The sequence below is a fragment of the Acinetobacter sp. 40AMC3-4 genome (assembly GCF_049898185.1).
In the GTDB taxonomy this organism is placed as follows: domain Bacteria; phylum Pseudomonadota; class Gammaproteobacteria; order Pseudomonadales; family Moraxellaceae; genus Acinetobacter.
The window spans coordinates 120162-135988 of record NZ_JAFCXG010000002.1; the positions used below are offsets into that span (position 1 = coordinate 120162).

Here is a 15827-nt window from a genome sequence, read left to right on the forward strand (position 1 = left end):
TTGTATTTTTGTGTCGAAATATTCAGCTTAACCTTGTTAATTATCTTCATTTTAGTGATCATTTTCTTGTTATTTCAAAACCGAAAATCAGCGCATCCAGACAGGATTTTTCAATACCCAAAATTTTGAGAAATACAGGAGTACAAAAACAAAATGCGCCAATCAACTGGCGCATCTTCATCGTTTTTTCTATATTTTTATTGTGCCTGGTTCAGTACTTTACGATAGCTCAGCACGGCCACAATCAATAAAACTGGCAATAACATTTCTACCCCTTCCTCAATGGTCATAATCATGATTTGAGTATGTGGCACCAACTGGATGCCGAATTCTTCTTTCAGGGTTGAAGTCGTGCGATCGAGCACTTTGCTCAGTCCGCCACAGGCAATGGTGAGAAAGATAAAAAAATGTGCAATATTCAAAGAATTCTTCATGCTTCGTATGGTTTGAACCAGCTTTTTCGCCAGTACCAGAAAGACAAAAATAATGCCGAGCAATAAAATAAATCCGAGCAGCTTATCCATGAGCGGAATTTCAGCACTGCGATAGAAATTAGTTTTGATAAAACTCATTTCAAACACCTGCTTATGGAAATCCATTTCCCGTAATCCCAACAATGTCGCTGCTATAGCCGTAAACACTCGGGTATTAGGTTTGATTTCAACATTAAGCAAACACAGCACTGCCAGCAAGTACCATAACCATGGACTCATGACTTCAAAAGCGCCTGATTCACTAAATAAATACTGAGTTACCGAAGCTGGTGCATTCAGGGCAGTATGAATACAAATACCCAGATAAAGCGCAATCAGCAAAAAACTAATAAACAGGATATGGGCGGCTTTGGAAAAGGACATGATTAAAAACAGGAGAAAAAGCAAACCGGGATTTTATCACTTTTCATGCAAATGAAATACTCTAGTTTCGACTGTAGAGTATTTTTAAAATTTTTGCATAAAAAAAACGCCCTTGGACAAAACAGTAAAGCATTGCTTTCACTGCTTGCACAAGAGCGTATTTTGAACCCGATTCAGAAATTAGATTTTAGAAACCAATTCTGGAATTACAGTGTTCAGGTCACCGACTAACCAGTAGTCAGCGACTGCATTGATTGGCGCTTCTTCATCTTTGTTGATCGCAACGATCACTTTAGATTCTTTCATACCAGCCAAATGCTGAATCGCACCAGAGATACCTACAGCGATGTACAGGTCAGGTGCAACGATTTTACCAGTTTGACCCACTTGCATATCGTTTGGTACGAAGCCAGCATCTACCGCAGCACGTGATGCACCTTGAGCAGCACCAAGCTTGTCAGCCAATGGATCAAGGATCTTGTGATAGTTCTCACCAGAACCTACACCACGACCACCAGAAACCACAATACGCGCAGCTGTCAGTTCAGGACGTTCAGATTTTACGATTTCTTCGTTGATAAACTTAGAAATACCCGCATCACCCGTAGACGCAGCAGCTTCAACAGCAGCAGAACCGCCCTCAGCAGCTACAGCATCAAATGCTGTACCACGAACAGTCGCCAATACGATGTTTTCGCCTGATTCTACAGTTGCAATTGCGTTACCTGCATAGATCGGACGTTTGAAAGTCTTAGGACCATCTACCGCAATGATGTCAGTGATCATGCTTACGTCAAGAAGCGCAGCTGCACGTGGTAAAATATTTTTACCAGTTGTTGTAGAAGCAGCAAGGATATGTGTATAGCCTTTACCTAATTCAGCAACAAGTTTAGCCACGTTTTCAGCCAATTGGTTTGCATAAGCAGCGTCATCAGCAAGCAATACTTTGCTTACGCCCGCAACTTTAGCCGCTTGGTCAGCAACTACCTGAGCGCCAGAACCAGCAACCAATACAGTGATATCACCACCGATTTTTTGCGCTGCAGCAACAACGTTTAAAGTAGCAGCGTTTAATGCTTTGTTGTCGTGCTCAGCGATAACTAAAATACTCATGATTTTTATCCTTCTGTATTAGATCACTTTCGCTTCGTTTTTCAATTTTTCTACAAGTTCATCTACAGACTTCACTTGTACGCCAGCTTTACGCTCTGCAGGTGATTCAACTTTCACTGTTTTCAGTTTAGTTGCAGGGTTTACACCGAAATCTGCAGGTGACTTGGTATCAAGCGGTTTTTTACGCGCTTTCATAATGTTTGGAAGTGCCGCATAACGTGGCTCGTTCAAACGCAAGTCAGTTGTAATGATTGCTGGAAGTGTCAGTTCAACAGTTTGTAAACCGCCGTCTACTTCACGTGTTACTTGTACTTTATCGCCATCTACTTTTACTTCAGAAGCGAAGGTACCTTGACCTGCACCCATTAGAGCGCCAAGCATCTGACCAACCTGATTCGAGTCATCATCAATTGCTTGCTTACCTAGAAGGATCAATTGTGGTTGTTCAGCGTCAACAACGCCTTTCAGAATTTTAGCGATTTCCAGCGCACCCAGTTGGCTGTCATCAGCTTCAACCAGAATACCGCGGTCAGCACCAAGCGCCATTGCAGAACGGATCTGTTCTTGGGCTTCTTTAGGACCAATAGAAACAACAATGATTTCTGAAACAGTTCCTTTTTCTTTTAAACGAACCGCTTCTTCCACTGCGATTTCACAGAATGGATTAATTGACATTTTAACGTTAGTTAAGTCAACACCACTGTTGTCCGGTTTAACACGAACTTTAACGTTGGCATCAACCACACGTTTTACAGCAACAAGAGCCTTCATGTAATCCTCGGCTGTTTTAGCAAATGTAAATGTTGAGAAAAGTTAGTGTAACTCTTCACTTAAATTTTTTTAGGTGCCCTATCTTGCAATGTGTACGGCATTTCGGTCAAGTCACAATTCAACAAAGAGGTGTAAAAATGCGTAATTTTCCCTGAACGATGCGTTCACAATTAATTGTTATCGTTTTATTACAATGAAATGTATCAATATTTACTTAAAATTTAACCATTGATTTATATTATTTTTTTATCTGATTAATCACATCAGAAGTTTTGATTGATCACATTTAATTTAAATTGATTTAAAGCAGCTTGAAGCAAAACAGCCGGAATATACGTATGTCAGCTTTTGTCATTTTGGACAGAACTATTTTTGAGAGCGAATTAAACCCCATATAAAGACAAATTGACCAAATAATAAACCAGCGCATTGAATTCTACGCCTACACAGTGAATGTTTAATTTCAAATCTTCGCAATTATAAAAAAAGCATACTGCGAAGAGTATGCTTCTTTACAGCCAGATTAATTAATGATTAACCAGCTTGCGGCAAGTGCCAGTAAACCACCAGAAGTTCCATCTACCCATTTTTGTTTACGTTCATCCATTTGGGTTTTTTGGCTGATTTTGCTGAATAAAATACTTAAGCCACAATACACCACAAAAATCAGACTGATAAAAATAAAGGACAGAATCAAACCTTGACTGACAGTATTGGCCGATTTATCAATAAACTGCGGCAAAATCGCAAAATAAATCAACATGCCTTTCGGATTTAACAGTGCGGTAAAAAAACCTTTTTTAATCGGATTGGCTGAGGTCTTTTTCTCAATGTTCAGCGCGTTTTTACTGAATACCGATTTGAGCAAACCAAAGGCCAGATACAGCAGATAAGCAATCCCGAGCCAGCGAATCGTTTCAAACAGCACCGGAAAAGAGACAATAATAGCCGCAATCCCGAGTGCCACCAGAATAGAATGCACCAGATAACCGCAACACACCCCTAAGGTTGCCATCATGCCTGCTTTTGCATCTTTACCCATCACTTGAGACAGGATAAATAACATATCGGGTCCAGGCGTAAAAATTAGGGGAAGCACGGTCAGTGCAAAGAGTACAAATACAGACATTTCCTTTTCCTTTCAAACTCCAGAAAGTGAAATAAGTATCTGCGATTTTTTACAAAATTGGCTTTCATTTTATTTTATAATAAGTATTATTTTTCGAATATTATTCTAATTTATGAAAATATCCACCAAGTCTGTGCGGGTAAAGCTTGATCGAATTGATAAAAATATCATTCGACATTTACAGGCCAATGGCCGTATTCAGAATAATGATCTGGCACGTGAAATCGGACTTTCACCTTCATCCTGTTTACGCCGGGTGAAATTGCTGGAAGATGCAGGCGTGATTCAGAATTACACGACTATTGTCGACCAACAAAAAATTGGTTTTCAGCTGATTTTATTTTCGCGCATCTGGCTGGTCGGTCAGGATGCCGAAACCATTGATACCTTTATTGAGGCGATGAAAGAATTGCCGCAAGTGATGGAGTGCTACATTATTTTGGGAGAGAGCGATGCCATGTTGAAAGTTGTGGTGCCTGATCTGGAAAGTTACCGTAAATTTCAGTCGACCCATCTGACCAAAAAAAATGGTATTACCAGTGTCAAAACAGATTTACCGAGTCAGATTATTAAACAGAGTTTCCAGCTGCCTTTAGAAGATTTATAGGCAAACTGATTTTAGACAACGACGCTATGTTCTTAATTTAAGATTTGCATAATCGTATGCTTGCTTAAACCATAACATGTGCTGCAAGCGCATAGATTGAAAGTTCTACTATAAGAAAAGGTTGCCTATAGAAGACAACCTTTTCCTCTTGAGCAAAGCCAAATCACAGGACTGAATCTTATTTTTATGTTATGTGGATGCTTCAGAATTTACTCAGTTTCTTGTGCTAAAAAATCACGATGTACATGGCTTAAATCTACCAGCTCATAGTCTGCCAATTCAAAAATTTGCCAAATTGCAATCGCATCTTCTTTTAAATCGACTGCCTGGGTCGCACGATTCGACAATTGCCATTGCAAATCAGAAATCCATAAATAGTATTGCCTAGTCGCCGCATTAAAGGCCTGAACTTTTCCATCGGCATTAATCCCTTGAATGATGGCGCCTTCGGGTAAGGTCGCTTCAAGATTGGGTAAGCTAATGTCCACAAAATGCTTGATTTGTCGCAAACCATAACCTGCAAACATTTCTTTTTGAGCTTCACTTAACTGTGCATATTTTTGCTCTATATCTGCAATTACCAGTGTGTCCATGTCACCTCCCATCGGTCAAATGCTGAGACGCTGCTCAGCAATATTTCATTTTAAATATTAAATACTAGTTATTGTTATACCTGAAATGGCGCATTTAACGAATAAGACAATAGTGAAATGCTTACCCGAACGCCAATGTTCAGTTCAATTCCATTTTAAGGTTTATATATGAAAGTTTTGTGCCAAAAATACAATTTTCATGATTTTTATTCTATAACACTTCGCACATGATCATTCTTCTTTATGTTGTGCACGTGGATGGGCCTGATCATAAATCTGGGCCAGATGATCAAAATCGACATGGGTGTAAATTTGCGTGGTGGTTAAATTGCTGTGACCCAGCATTTCCTGCACGGCTCGTAAGTCCCGGCTATTCGACAACATATGACTGGCAAAACAATGTCTTAATAAATGTGGATGCAGATCGACATTGACGCCTGCGCGCTGTGCCTGAAACTTGACCCGATTTTCAATTTGTCTTGCACCGAGCGGATTGCCTTTCTGGGTAATAAATACATTCGCCTCCGGCACAAAATCACCATTCCATAAGGGATAGACTTGCAACCAGGCCATCACGCTGTCTTTGGCCTTGGAGCCAAAAGGCACAATCCGGGTTTTATTGCCTTTACCAGTAATGCGTAATAACTGCCGGTTGAAATCAATATCTTTAATTCTCAGGCTTTGCAGTTCTGCCAGACGCAACCCACTCGAATAAAGCAATTCCAAAATCGCTTTGTCCCGGAGCCACATTTGCTGCTGTATTTCATTTTCGGGCGCAGGCTGATCAATAATCTGGTTGACTGTTTCAATATCCACCATGCCCGGCAAAGGACGCGATTGACGTTTTAACTGAAAATCATCCGCCGGATTAAAAGCCATATGCTGAGCCTGCTCGGCCCATTTCATAAACTGGCGAATAGCCGAAAGCATACGTTGCAGGCTGCTAGGACTGAGCTGATGCTGTTCAACTTTTTCAGCCAGAAACTGGCGTAAATCGGTGGCTTCCACATCGTTTAAATTGAGCTGCTCACGCTGGCAAAACTCTAAAAAATCCGAGACATCACGTTCATAGGCTTGCAAGGTATGTTTGGACTGGTTTTGGATTTCACGTTCTTTCAGCCACATATTGAGCAAGAGTTGAGGTGGGACAATCACTGCTTGCTCCATTTAGAGTTGCTCCAAATAATCTTGAATCAGCATTGCAACCTGATCTGCATGCGTATTGGCAAAGAAATGATCTCCACCTTGGATAATATGCAATTTTGCATTTTTAAAAATTCCTGCCAAGTATTGTCCAAGCTGAACAGTACTTAAAGGATCATGATCGCCCCAGATCAGCAAGATCGGAACGTCCAGACTTGCGAGCTGAACGCGGCTAAATTCAGTTTGGTCTTGTTCAAACCAGTCCGGCGCTGTTTTAAACAGTTCACGATAATCTGTTCGCCAGTCTGCACAATGAAAAGTTTTTAAATTCAGACCACCAGATGTCGCCAACAATACCAGCCCTTTGACTTTCTGTGGATGCTTAAGTGCCAACCCAACGGCCAAGACACCGCCCATAGACTGGGCAATCAGAATGGAATCATCCTCAATTTTTTCTTTCACGAATTCTTGCAGATCATACAGGTTTTGAATGGCCAAATTTGGTGCTACGCCATCAAAGCCCGGATAGGCAATGACTTGCTGATCTGGATATTTGGTTAATGCTGCCCTTAATGGCTGCCAAAAGTGCTGGCTTCCTGAAGCACCCGGCAGGAAAACAAGCGTATTCATCTCGGTCAAATTCTACGGTTTTTCCCATCCTAGCATAAAAAAAGCACCATCGATCAGACAGTGCTTTTTTCTCAAGCGGAACCAAGCTTAACCCTGGAAATAACGTAAATCCAGACGTCCTTCATATACGGTCGCCGTTGGTCCGGTCATCCAGACCACATCACCTTCTTTCCATTCAATTTGCAGCTTGCCGCCTGCCAGTTCAACTTCGACTTTACTCGACAGCAGACCACGACGCATACCTGAAATTGCGGCAGCACAGGCACCTGTACCACAAGCTAAGGTCTCGCCTACACCACGCTCGTACACACGTAAACGTGCATGTTTTTCATCAATAATCTGCATAAAGCCAGCATTGACTCGTGCCGGGAAGCGCGCATGTGATTCAACTTGTGGACCAATACGTGCGACATCGGCAGCAATCACATCCGGTACGATTGTCACCGCATGTGGATTCCCCATATTGACCACATCAATGGTCAGCTTTTCACCGCCAGCAAGATCGATGTCATACAGGCTCTCCGGCGCATCAGCTACAAATGGAATTTCCTGAGGCAAAAATTTTGGATAACCCATATTGACCCGTACCCAGCCATTCGCACCCAATTCCGGCTCAACAATACCAGATTTGGTTTGCACCTTGATTTTGGTTTTGGTGGTGAGCTGACGATCATGTACAAATTTGGCAAAACAGCGCACGCCATTGCCACATTGCTCCACTTCCGAACCATCGGCATTAAAAATCCGGTATTTAAAGTCTGCACTTGGCACATCGGGTGGCTCAACCACCAAGAGTTGATCAAAACCAATGCCGAAGTTACGGTTGGCCAAACGCTGAATGGTCAAAGTGTCTAAATAAGCACGCTGGCTGATCAGGTCAACCACCATAAAGTCATTGCCCAGACCATGCATCTTGGTAAATTCTAATAACATCCTGATTTATCCTTAAGGCAATAAACGCTCACGTTCCCAGAGTGATTCAATCGTTTCACGTTCACGAATCAAATGCGCCTGATCAGCGTCGACCATTACTTCAGCAGCACGACCACGGCTGTTGTAGTTTGAGCTCATCACAAAACCGTATGCACCAGCGCCAAGTACAGCCAGCACATCATTTTCCTTGATCGCAAGCTCGCGCTCTTTACCCAGGAAATCACCAGTTTCACAAATTGCACCCACGACATCCCATTCTTTCGTTTCGATATCGGTACGAGGTGTAACAGATTGAATGTCCATCCATGCTTCATATAAAGCAGGACGAATCAGGTCATTCATCGCAGCATCAATAATCGCGAAATTACGGTGATTCGTTGGTTTTAATAGATCCACTTTAGTCAGCAGCACACCTGCATTGGCAGAGATACTACGTCCCGGTTCCATATACACTTTCAAGCCCAATTTTTCTAAAGCTGGACGTAGCGCATTGGCATATTCTTCAACCGACGGCGGGGTTTCATCTTTATACGTCACACCCAGACCACCGCCGATATCGATGTGTTTGAGGTGAATGCCCAGCTCTTTTAACTGGTCGATCATCACAATGACACGATCCAGTGCATCCACAAATGGCTGGGTTTCAGTCAGCTGTGAACCGATATGGCAGTCAATCCCAACCACATCCAGATTTGGCAATGACGCTGCATATTGATAAGTTTCAAACACGCTATCAGACGGAATACCGAATTTATTTTCTTTTAAGCCGGTTGAAATATAAGGATGGGTTTTGGCATCGACATCAGGATTCACACGTAATGAAATCGGCGCTTTGATATTTAATTCAGCCGCAACCTTCTGGATACGATCCAGCTCGGCATAAGATTCCACGTTGAAACAGGCAATGCCGACTTCCAACGCTTTTTTGATATCCGCTTCAGATTTACCCAAGCCCGAAAATACGATTTTCGATGCATCACCACCGGCTTTCAGCACACGCGCCAATTCACCACCGGTCACAATATCAAAACCGGCACCCTGTTTGGCCAATACATTCAATACCGCAAGATTAGAGTTGGACTTTACCGCAAAACAGATTTGATGGTCGATAAAATCAAAAGCACGGTCCATATCTAAAAAATGCTTTTCCAAAGTGGCTTTAGAATAAACATAGAGTGGTGTGCCGAATTGCTCCGCGAGCTGTTGTAATGAACATTGCTCAGCGTGCAATACCCCATTAATGCGGGTGAAACTCATGAAGGTATCCTTTCTGTGAAAGCGTTATGGTGTGGTTTTAACGTCTGAATCTGTAGGTGCAGCAAACTGTTGTTGCACGGGTGCCTCGCGTTTTTCATCGGACGCTTTAGGCTCAGTTTCAGTATTTTTGTATAACAGATACTTGGCACGCTTGTCGTAATTCGGATCATTCGGCAAGTGCAAAGCACCTGACTGTCCACAACCTGCAAGAACAAGACCTGTCGCTAAGATACTGATGTAGCAAATGACTTGGCGCATCTGACCACCTAATGTAATAGTTTCGATGAAGTATAACGCGATCATTCGGCATGACCCAAGCGTTAAACGCTAGAGAGTATCTTTAGACAAAAAAAAACGCCAGCAGATCGCTGACGTTTTTATTGATAAGGTTTATTTATGTTTCTGTTTATAGAAACCAAAATAGCCAATGATTAACAGGATAAACCAGATCGGACTGATCATCAGTGCCTGGCGGGTATCCTCTTCCAGCGCCAAGACCACGATCATGCTTAGGAAGAAAATAATCACGACCCAACAAGTCACTAAACCACCTGGCAACTTAAAAGTTGACTTTGCATGTAGTTCTGGACGTGTTTTGTAATACACGATATAGCTCCAGATAATGATGATCCAGACACAAATAAACAGAATCGTGGATAAAGTCGTTGCCAAGGTAAAGGCCCGAACGGTATCCGGAACAAAATACTGAAGTGCTGCACCCAGCAACAAACACACGGCAGAAAAATACAGGGCATTTGCAGGCACTGCGCGACGGTTCAAGCGACCAAAGGCAACCGGTGCCTGCTCTTCACGCGACAGACCAAACAGCATACGGCTGGTCGAGAATACGCCACTGTTCATCGATGACATCACCGAGGACAATACCACCAGGTTCATGATAATCGCAGCCGCTGCAATGCCAGCCTGACTGAACAGGTTTACAAAGGGCGAAACATTCGGGTCAATCTGGTTCCATGGAGTTACTGACATCACAATGAGCAGTGCCAATACATAGAAAATAATGATACGGATCGGAATAGAGTTCACCGCTTTTGGCAGGTTCTTTTCCGGATCTTTGGTTTCAGCCGCGGTAGTCCCCACCAGTTCCACCCCCACAAAGGCAAAGATGGCAATCTGGAAACCGGCCAGGAAGCCCATGGCACCCGTTGGGAACAAACCGCCATGCTCCCAGATATGACTAAAGGATGCGACCGTACCAACATCATTGGTAAAGCCAGTAAACACCATCCACAGACCAACAGCAATCAGCACCACAATGGCGATAATTTTGACCAGGGCAAACCAGAATTCCATTTCACCAAACAGTTTTACCGTGACCAGATTCAGCCCCATGATAAACACAATCGCGGCAACACTGATCATGACGCCTTCTTCAGGGCTAAAGGGCAAACCATTATTGAAGAATTGCAGATAATAAATAATGGCTGACAGATCTGCAATCCCGATGGTGATCCAGCACAGCCAGTAGGTCCAGCCAACAAAGTATCCGGCCCAAGGCCCGATCAGATCCGTGGCAAAATCAATAAATGATTTATATTGTAAATTGGAGAGCAACAACTCACCCAATGCACGCATCACCAGAAAGACCATAAAACCGATGATCATATAGATCACCAGAATCGAAGGACCTGCGAGACTGATGGTTTTACCCGAACCCATAAACAGGCCGGTTCCGATGGCGCCCCCAATGGCAATTAACTGTAGGTGCCGATTGGACAAACTCCGCTTTAATTCACCGTGCTCTGCCGACGAATTGTTATGTTTTTCTGACATTATTAATTACAACTTTGAGTTTTACTCGCGACAAATTAACGTAAAAAATGCTGAATACAAAAATAAAATTTGCATCATTTGTATTTCCTGATTAATTGAAGAAGTTAATTTATTTTTCTTATATCGCTCTACGGTTACACTTCTGCTTTATTTTTGACCTGTGATATTCCAGTAATTTCTTGTCAAATTTTTAAAACTGTGTAAAAAATAGAACACTATTCAGTCAATTTATGCATTCAGGATGAATGTATCTGGCATAGCAATTGCTTTTTAATCAATACCTCGAACTACACAGACATGGATCAATAAGAAGAATTTTATGCAAAATTTACAAAGTTTAATGGAAACTTTAAGCGGCTGGGTCTGGGGCCCTTATATGCTGGTACTAATTGTTGGTACCGGGATCTTCCTTACCTTTCGTTTATTGTTCTGGCAGTTCCGCATGTTGCCTTTAGCCTTTAAACAGGTCTTTGGCAAGCACCCTGACCATTCAGGGGACATTTCCCAATTCGCCTCATTGATGACCGCACTCTCTGCCACGATTGGTACCGGTAATATTGCCGGCGTAGCCACTGCCTGTGTCCTCGGGGGTCCGGGCGCCGTGTTCTGGATGTGGATGACCGCCCTGTTTGGTATGGCCACCAAATATGGCGAAGGTGTTCTGGCAGTCAAATACCGAGTCAAAAATGAAAAAGGTGAAATGTCGGGTGGTCCGATGTACTACATCGAGCGTGGTCTGAAATGGAAATGGCTGGCACTGATTTTTGCCTTGTTCGGGACACTGGCTTCTTTTGGAATCGGCAGTTCAGTACAGTCGAATACTGTAGCACTGGCGGTTGAAAACAGCTTGGGCATCGAAACCTGGATGACCGGTATCGTCATTACCGCCTTTTCAGCACTGGTGATTCTCGGCGGAATTCAAACCATTTCTCGCGCTTCTTCAGTAATTGTTCCAGTTATGGCCCTGGGCTATGTTGCAGGGGGAGTGACGATTATCATCAACAATCTGGAGTTAGTCGCTCCAGCCCTGAAAATGATCTTTACCTATGCCTTTACCGGTGAGGCTGCTGTAGGTGGTGCGATTGGCGCAGCGATTCGTTATGGTGTAGCGCGTGGAGTATTCTCCAACGAAGCCGGTATGGGTTCTGCACCGATTGCGGCCGCAGCAGCGAAAACCGATCATCCGGCCCGTCAAGGTCTGGTGTCTATGACTGGTACCTTTATTGATACGATTATCGTCTGTTCGATTACCGGTATTGTACTGGTGATGGGTTATATCATGGCCGGCAACTCATTCGGTGACCAGACCGGCGCAGTATTGACCATCAGCGCGTTTGACAAACTGTTGCCTGGGATCGGCGGCTGGATTGTGACCCTCGGGATTATTTTCTTTGCTTATTCCACCATCTTGGGTTGGAGCTACTATGGCGAGAAATGTGCCACTTATTTGCTCGGTGAGAAGTTTGTGCTGCCCTATCGCATTATTTATATCGCTTCGGTATTTATTGGCTGTGTGGCGACCCTTGATCTGGTTTGGCTCTTCGCCGATACCTTTAATGGGCTCATGGCGGTTCCAAACTTAATTGCACTATTGCTTTTATCCGGAGTGATTGCCAAGGAATCGAAAGACTTTATTGCAAGACGTAAATCTGGTGAACTTTATTAATTGATAAGCTATTTAATTACTCAACTTAAATAGTAAAGAGCCACGTCAATCGTGGCTTTTTCTGCTTAATCTTTTCCATTTTTCATTATGAAAATTTAGCAACGCAAACCACCCCATTGTGGTACTTTGCTATCAGACTCGAGTTCAAGCGCCAGAGCCAAAGAAAGAACAAAAAACTGAATGCCTTCAATTTTCATATTGCCCTGTTCATCTTCCAGATACTCACTCAGTTTTTGATAGGTTTTATGATGCAGATCAAAAGGTACATCCAGATAAAGCCCACCCAGGTAGATTTCACTATGGACGGTTTGATCCACACCTAAACACGGCATATACACAATCCCCTGTTGCTCTAGCCAGCCGATTAACATTTGGCGAACCGAGTTTGCATCCCGATCTGGATGTACATAATGATCAAAATGCACAAATAACACATCACGGTTTTTTTCACGTGCGATCGCATCAATATGTTTGAGCAATTGTGACAAGATCTGTTCCATTCCAGCATAACAAGATGGGCATTATAGACGGCGTTGACGCACAGCATTCAAATCAGCATAAATAAAAACGACAAGACTTGTCGTAAAAACCATGATTTTTCAGGTGAAAGACTTGGTTTTCGATGGCATTCACCGCTATGCTGTCACTCAATTTCAATCGCTTCATCTTCAAATATGGCTAAAGCAAAAAGTGTGTATCGTTGTGAACAATGTGGTGCCGATCATCCAAAATGGTCGGGGCAGTGTTCTGAATGCGGGGAATGGAACAGCCTGGTTGAGGTGACCATTGCACCGGCAGTAACGCATCGTGCACAGCCAAAAATTGGTGGTGGATACGCAGGCCAGGCGTCCAGCATCACGACTTTAAATCAGGTCTCAGTCTCTCATGAAACCCGTCTGCCGACGGGGATCAATGAATTTGACCGGGTTCTGGGTGGCGGACTGGTAACAGGTTCCGTCGTTCTGATTGGCGGTGATCCCGGAATTGGTAAATCGACTATTTTGCTGCAAACAGCCGCGCACATGGCTTCTGCCAAAAATTCGGCCTTATATGTCACCGGTGAAGAATCCTTGTCTCAGGTCGCGCTACGTGCCCAGCGTCTGGATCTGCCGACCGATCAGCTCAAAGTTATGGCCGAAACCTGTGTTGAACGTATTTGTGAAGTATTGGCCCAACAACGCCCTGCGGTGGCTATTCTAGACTCTATTCAAACCCTGTACACCGAGACCTTACAATCTGCACCAGGTGGTGTCTCACAAATTCGTGAATCAGCGGCCTTGTTGACCCGTTTTGCCAAAAATAGTGGCACGTCTTTGTTTCTGGTCGGTCATGTAACCAAAGAAGGCGCACTGGCCGGCCCACGTGTACTGGAACATATGGTGGACTGTGTGCTGTATTTTGAAGGCCAGTCGGATTCACGTTACCGGATGATCCGAGCGGTCAAAAACCGTTTTGGTGCGGTCAATGAGCTCGGTGTGTTCGGCATGACCGATAAAGGTCTGCGCGAAGTGTCCAATCCTTCAGCCATCTTTTTAAGCCGTTATGATGAAGCGATTCCCGGTTCGATTGTAATGATCAGCCGCGAAGGTACGCGCCCGCTACTGGTTGAGGTTCAGGCACTGGTCGATGATGCGCATGGTCAGCCACGACGCGTAGCGCTTGGTTTGGATCAGAACCGTCTAAATATGCTCCTTGCAGTCATGCATCGGCATGGTGGTGTGCAAACCTCCGGCCAGGATGTGTATGTCAATATTGTCGGTGGATTGAAAATTACCGAAACAGGTTCGGATCTGGCGGTACTTCTCGCCTGCGCTTCCAGCATTCGTGGCAAAGCCTTACCGCAACAGCTGGCGGTTTTTGGGGAAGTCGGACTGTCTGGAGAGATTCGCCCTGTGCCGAACGGTCAGGAACGGCTAAAAGAAGCGATTAAACATGGTTTTAAATACATTATTGTCCCTCGCGGCAATGCACCGCAAAAATCCATCGAGGGCGTGCAAATTATTGCAGTTGCGCGTTTACATGAAGCCTTGAGCGAGGCAATGGCGCTGAGTGATGAACTCAATTAACTGTAAACCGGCTCATTTCGTACAAAGAGCAAAAAAATACAGATTTTTGATTGAAATTCCACACAAAGCCTATATAAATAGACTGTACAAACAGGTTTTATTCTCATAGGAAAAATGAATGGAAGTTCGACAGCGCGGTTTGATCACAGGTATCTTGACAGCAGTTTTATTGGTTGCGCCTTTTGCAGCTGAAGCAAAACGTGCCGGTGGCGGTAAAAGTCACGGCATGCAACGTTCTGCACAACCTACTCAATCTTATCAACAACCTCGTCAAGCTGCGCCTGCTCAACAAGCGCCAGTTGCCGGTGCTGCAACCCAGCAAAAATCCGGTCCGGGTGTCGGCGGCATGGTTGCCGCGGGTGTAGCCGGTGCTGCGATTGGTGCAGTTGCTGCCAATGCCTTGGCGGATGATCAAAGTGTAGCAGCATCTGAAGCTCAGGCTGCTCAAGCCGAAGAGGAAAAAGGTGGTATTCCAGGCTGGATCTGGATCCTTCTTGCTGCTGCTGTTGCCTTCTTCATTTTCCGTAAGATGGGCGCAAAAAAAAAAGTAGCTTCTAACCCATACGCACCAAATAGCGGTGCTGGTAATACAGCACCTTTTGGTCAGGCACCGACTGCACCTCGCGGTGGTGACAGTACCAATATTTTTGGTCAGAATGTGGGTGGTCAAACGTCAAGCAACAATGCTCCGTTCGGTTCTGCTCCGGTAAATAACGCGCCTTTTGGTGCAGCTTATACCCAAAGTGGCAGCCAGTTACCGGATGGTACTGAACCTGCAGCATTCTTGCGTGTAGCGCGTCAGCGTTTTAACCATATTCAGTCCATGAATACAGCAAGCAACATTTCTGAAATTCAGCGTTATCTGACTCCTGAACTTTATCAGTCAATGTATAACGACATCATGAGCAATCAGGATCAGGATGTTGCCGAGTTTTCAAATCTGAATGCGATGGTCGTCGACTCATCGACTGACAATGGCCAGTATATTGTCAGCGTACGCTTTACAGGTACGGTAAGCGAAGACTTAAACAGCTTGCCGCAACCGTTCGCAGAAATCTGGCATTTCACCAAACCAGCAGGTTCAAATCAGGACTGGGTGGTTGCAGGTATTCAGCAAGACTAATCGTGAATAAATGAAGTTTAGACAGCGGCCTTCGAGCCGCTGTTTTTATTTTCAAGCCTTACATTTTGATCTTTTTTAATTCCCTTCCCCCTCTCTTTTTTAACCTAACTTCCAGTTTTACTTATTTTTCATATAAATAGTTCAA

16 protein-coding genes are annotated in these 15827 nt (G+C 43.9%); 4 read left to right on the forward strand and 12 right to left on the reverse strand.

What is annotated here, in order from left to right:
- Nucleotides 1-197: 197 nt before the first annotated feature.
- The 4 genes from ACP7BU_RS03260 to ACP7BU_RS03275 form a co-directional block, all read right to left on the reverse strand.
- Nucleotides 198-857 (reverse strand): hypothetical protein, encoded by a 660-nt coding sequence (locus ACP7BU_RS03260; protein ID WP_004731795.1) that lies wholly within the window; start codon nt 855-857, stop codon nt 198-200.
- Between the two features lie 180 nt (nt 858-1037).
- On the reverse strand, nt 1038-1970 hold the full coding sequence (locus ACP7BU_RS03265) for an FAD-binding protein (RefSeq protein WP_004645709.1): 933 nt from the start codon (nt 1968-1970) through the stop codon (nt 1038-1040).
- An 18-nt stretch (nt 1971-1988) separates the two neighbouring features.
- Nucleotides 1989-2741 carry an electron transfer flavoprotein subunit beta/FixA family protein gene (locus ACP7BU_RS03270; RefSeq protein WP_004731799.1) on the reverse strand — a complete coding sequence of 251 codons (753 nt, stop codon included), beginning with the start codon at nt 2739-2741 and terminating at the stop codon, nt 1989-1991.
- 523 nt (nt 2742-3264) lie between these two features.
- Nucleotides 3265-3870: a LysE family translocator gene (locus tag ACP7BU_RS03275; protein ID WP_005252483.1), complete on the reverse strand. Its 606-nt coding sequence runs from the start codon at nt 3868-3870 to the stop codon at nt 3265-3267.
- 112 nt (nt 3871-3982) lie between these two features.
- Here ACP7BU_RS03275 and ACP7BU_RS03280 point away from each other — a divergent pair, with 112 nt between their 5' ends.
- Nucleotides 3983-4477, forward strand: a complete 495-nt coding sequence (locus ACP7BU_RS03280) for an Lrp/AsnC family transcriptional regulator (protein WP_004645712.1) — start codon at nt 3983-3985, stop codon at nt 4475-4477.
- 209 nt (nt 4478-4686) lie between these two features.
- On the opposite strand, the gene ACP7BU_RS03285 is transcribed toward ACP7BU_RS03280, so the two are convergent.
- The 7 genes from ACP7BU_RS03285 to ACP7BU_RS03315 all read right to left on the reverse strand — a co-directional run bounded on the left by ACP7BU_RS03285 (nt 4687) and on the right by ACP7BU_RS03315 (nt 10827).
- Nucleotides 4687-5070 (reverse strand): hypothetical protein, encoded by a 384-nt coding sequence (locus tag ACP7BU_RS03285; protein ID WP_004645713.1) that lies wholly within the window; start codon nt 5068-5070, stop codon nt 4687-4689.
- A 231-nt stretch (nt 5071-5301) separates the two neighbouring features.
- Nucleotides 5302-6237: a site-specific tyrosine recombinase/integron integrase gene (xerA, locus tag ACP7BU_RS03290; protein ID WP_153567002.1), complete on the reverse strand. Its 936-nt coding sequence runs from the start codon at nt 6235-6237 to the stop codon at nt 5302-5304.
- Complete coding sequence (locus tag ACP7BU_RS03295; protein WP_148334285.1) at nt 6238-6843, reverse strand: alpha/beta fold hydrolase; 606 nt, start codon at nt 6841-6843, stop codon at nt 6238-6240. It lies immediately after the preceding gene.
- Between the two features lie 87 nt (nt 6844-6930).
- Nucleotides 6931-7776, reverse strand: a complete 846-nt coding sequence (dapF, locus tag ACP7BU_RS03300; RefSeq protein ID WP_004645716.1) for a diaminopimelate epimerase — start codon at nt 7774-7776, stop codon at nt 6931-6933.
- Between the two features lie 12 nt (nt 7777-7788).
- On the reverse strand, nt 7789-9033 hold the full coding sequence (gene lysA / locus ACP7BU_RS03305) for a diaminopimelate decarboxylase (RefSeq protein ID WP_153567003.1): 1245 nt from the start codon (nt 9031-9033) through the stop codon (nt 7789-7791).
- Nucleotides 9034-9057: 24 nt separating this feature from the next.
- A complete protein-coding gene (lptM, locus tag ACP7BU_RS03310; RefSeq protein WP_005247664.1) occupies nt 9058-9291 on the reverse strand; it encodes an LPS translocon maturation chaperone LptM in 234 nt (77 codons plus the stop codon).
- Nucleotides 9292-9423: 132 nt separating this feature from the next.
- Complete coding sequence (locus ACP7BU_RS03315; protein ID WP_425878847.1) at nt 9424-10827, reverse strand: amino acid permease; 1404 nt, start codon at nt 10825-10827, stop codon at nt 9424-9426.
- Nucleotides 10828-11146: 319 nt separating this feature from the next.
- Here ACP7BU_RS03315 and ACP7BU_RS03320 point away from each other — a divergent pair, with 319 nt between their 5' ends.
- Nucleotides 11147-12493: an alanine/glycine:cation symporter family protein gene (locus ACP7BU_RS03320; RefSeq protein WP_005103909.1), complete on the forward strand. Its 1347-nt coding sequence runs from the start codon at nt 11147-11149 to the stop codon at nt 12491-12493.
- A gap of 95 nt (nt 12494-12588) precedes the next feature.
- On the opposite strand, the gene ACP7BU_RS03325 is transcribed toward ACP7BU_RS03320, so the two are convergent.
- Complete coding sequence (locus ACP7BU_RS03325) at nt 12589-12993, reverse strand: hypothetical protein (RefSeq protein ID WP_425878844.1); 405 nt, start codon at nt 12991-12993, stop codon at nt 12589-12591.
- A 174-nt stretch (nt 12994-13167) separates the two neighbouring features.
- Between ACP7BU_RS03325 and radA the strand changes: the two genes are divergently transcribed.
- Together radA and ACP7BU_RS03335 are read left to right on the forward strand one after the other, a co-directional pair.
- Complete coding sequence (gene radA / locus ACP7BU_RS03330) at nt 13168-14559, forward strand: DNA repair protein RadA (protein ID WP_310076941.1); 1392 nt, start codon at nt 13168-13170, stop codon at nt 14557-14559.
- Nucleotides 14560-14677: 118 nt separating this feature from the next.
- The gene (locus ACP7BU_RS03335) at nt 14678-15682 is read left to right on the forward strand and encodes a Tim44 domain-containing protein (protein WP_004731819.1); all 1005 of its coding nucleotides are present in this window, start codon (nt 14678-14680) and stop codon (nt 15680-15682) included.
- Nucleotides 15683-15827: the final 145 nt, after the last annotated feature.

What these genes read in the sequence shown, in the direction of transcription:
- ACP7BU_RS03275 (WP_005252483.1), bottom strand. Translation starts at nt 3,870, where the DNA reads ATGTCTGTATTTGTACTCTTTGCACTGACCGTGCTTCCCCTAATTTTT.
- ACP7BU_RS03285 (WP_004645713.1), bottom strand. Translation starts at nt 5,070, where the DNA reads ATGGACACACTGGTAATTGCAGATATAGAGCAAAAATATGCACAGTTA.
- ACP7BU_RS03320 (WP_005103909.1), top strand. Translation starts at nt 11,147, where the DNA reads ATGCAAAATTTACAAAGTTTAATGGAAACTTTAAGCGGCTGGGTCTGG.
- ACP7BU_RS03325 (WP_425878844.1), bottom strand. Translation starts at nt 12,993, where the DNA reads ATGGAACAGATCTTGTCACAATTGCTCAAACATATTGATGCGATCGCA.
- ACP7BU_RS03270 (WP_004731799.1), bottom strand. Translation starts at nt 2,741, where the DNA reads ATGAAGGCTCTTGTTGCTGTAAAACGTGTGGTTGATGCCAACGTTAAA.
- ACP7BU_RS03295 (WP_148334285.1), bottom strand. Translation starts at nt 6,843, where the DNA reads ATGAATACGCTTGTTTTCCTGCCGGGTGCTTCAGGAAGCCAGCACTTT.
- xerA (WP_153567002.1), bottom strand. Translation starts at nt 6,237, where the DNA reads ATGGAGCAAGCAGTGATTGTCCCACCTCAACTCTTGCTCAATATGTGG.
- ACP7BU_RS03260 (WP_004731795.1), bottom strand. Translation starts at nt 857, where the DNA reads ATGTCCTTTTCCAAAGCCGCCCATATCCTGTTTATTAGTTTTTTGCTG.
- dapF (WP_004645716.1), bottom strand. Translation starts at nt 7,776, where the DNA reads ATGTTATTAGAATTTACCAAGATGCATGGTCTGGGCAATGACTTTATG.
- ACP7BU_RS03280 (WP_004645712.1), top strand. Translation starts at nt 3,983, where the DNA reads ATGAAAATATCCACCAAGTCTGTGCGGGTAAAGCTTGATCGAATTGAT.
- radA (WP_310076941.1), top strand. Translation starts at nt 13,168, where the DNA reads ATGGCTAAAGCAAAAAGTGTGTATCGTTGTGAACAATGTGGTGCCGAT.
- ACP7BU_RS03315 (WP_425878847.1), bottom strand. Translation starts at nt 10,827, where the DNA reads ATGTCAGAAAAACATAACAATTCGTCGGCAGAGCACGGTGAATTAAAG.
- lysA (WP_153567003.1), bottom strand. Translation starts at nt 9,033, where the DNA reads ATGAGTTTCACCCGCATTAATGGGGTATTGCACGCTGAGCAATGTTCA.
- ACP7BU_RS03265 (WP_004645709.1), bottom strand. Translation starts at nt 1,970, where the DNA reads ATGAGTATTTTAGTTATCGCTGAGCACGACAACAAAGCATTAAACGCT.
- ACP7BU_RS03335 (WP_004731819.1), top strand. Translation starts at nt 14,678, where the DNA reads ATGGAAGTTCGACAGCGCGGTTTGATCACAGGTATCTTGACAGCAGTT.
- lptM (WP_005247664.1), bottom strand. Translation starts at nt 9,291, where the DNA reads ATGCGCCAAGTCATTTGCTACATCAGTATCTTAGCGACAGGTCTTGTT.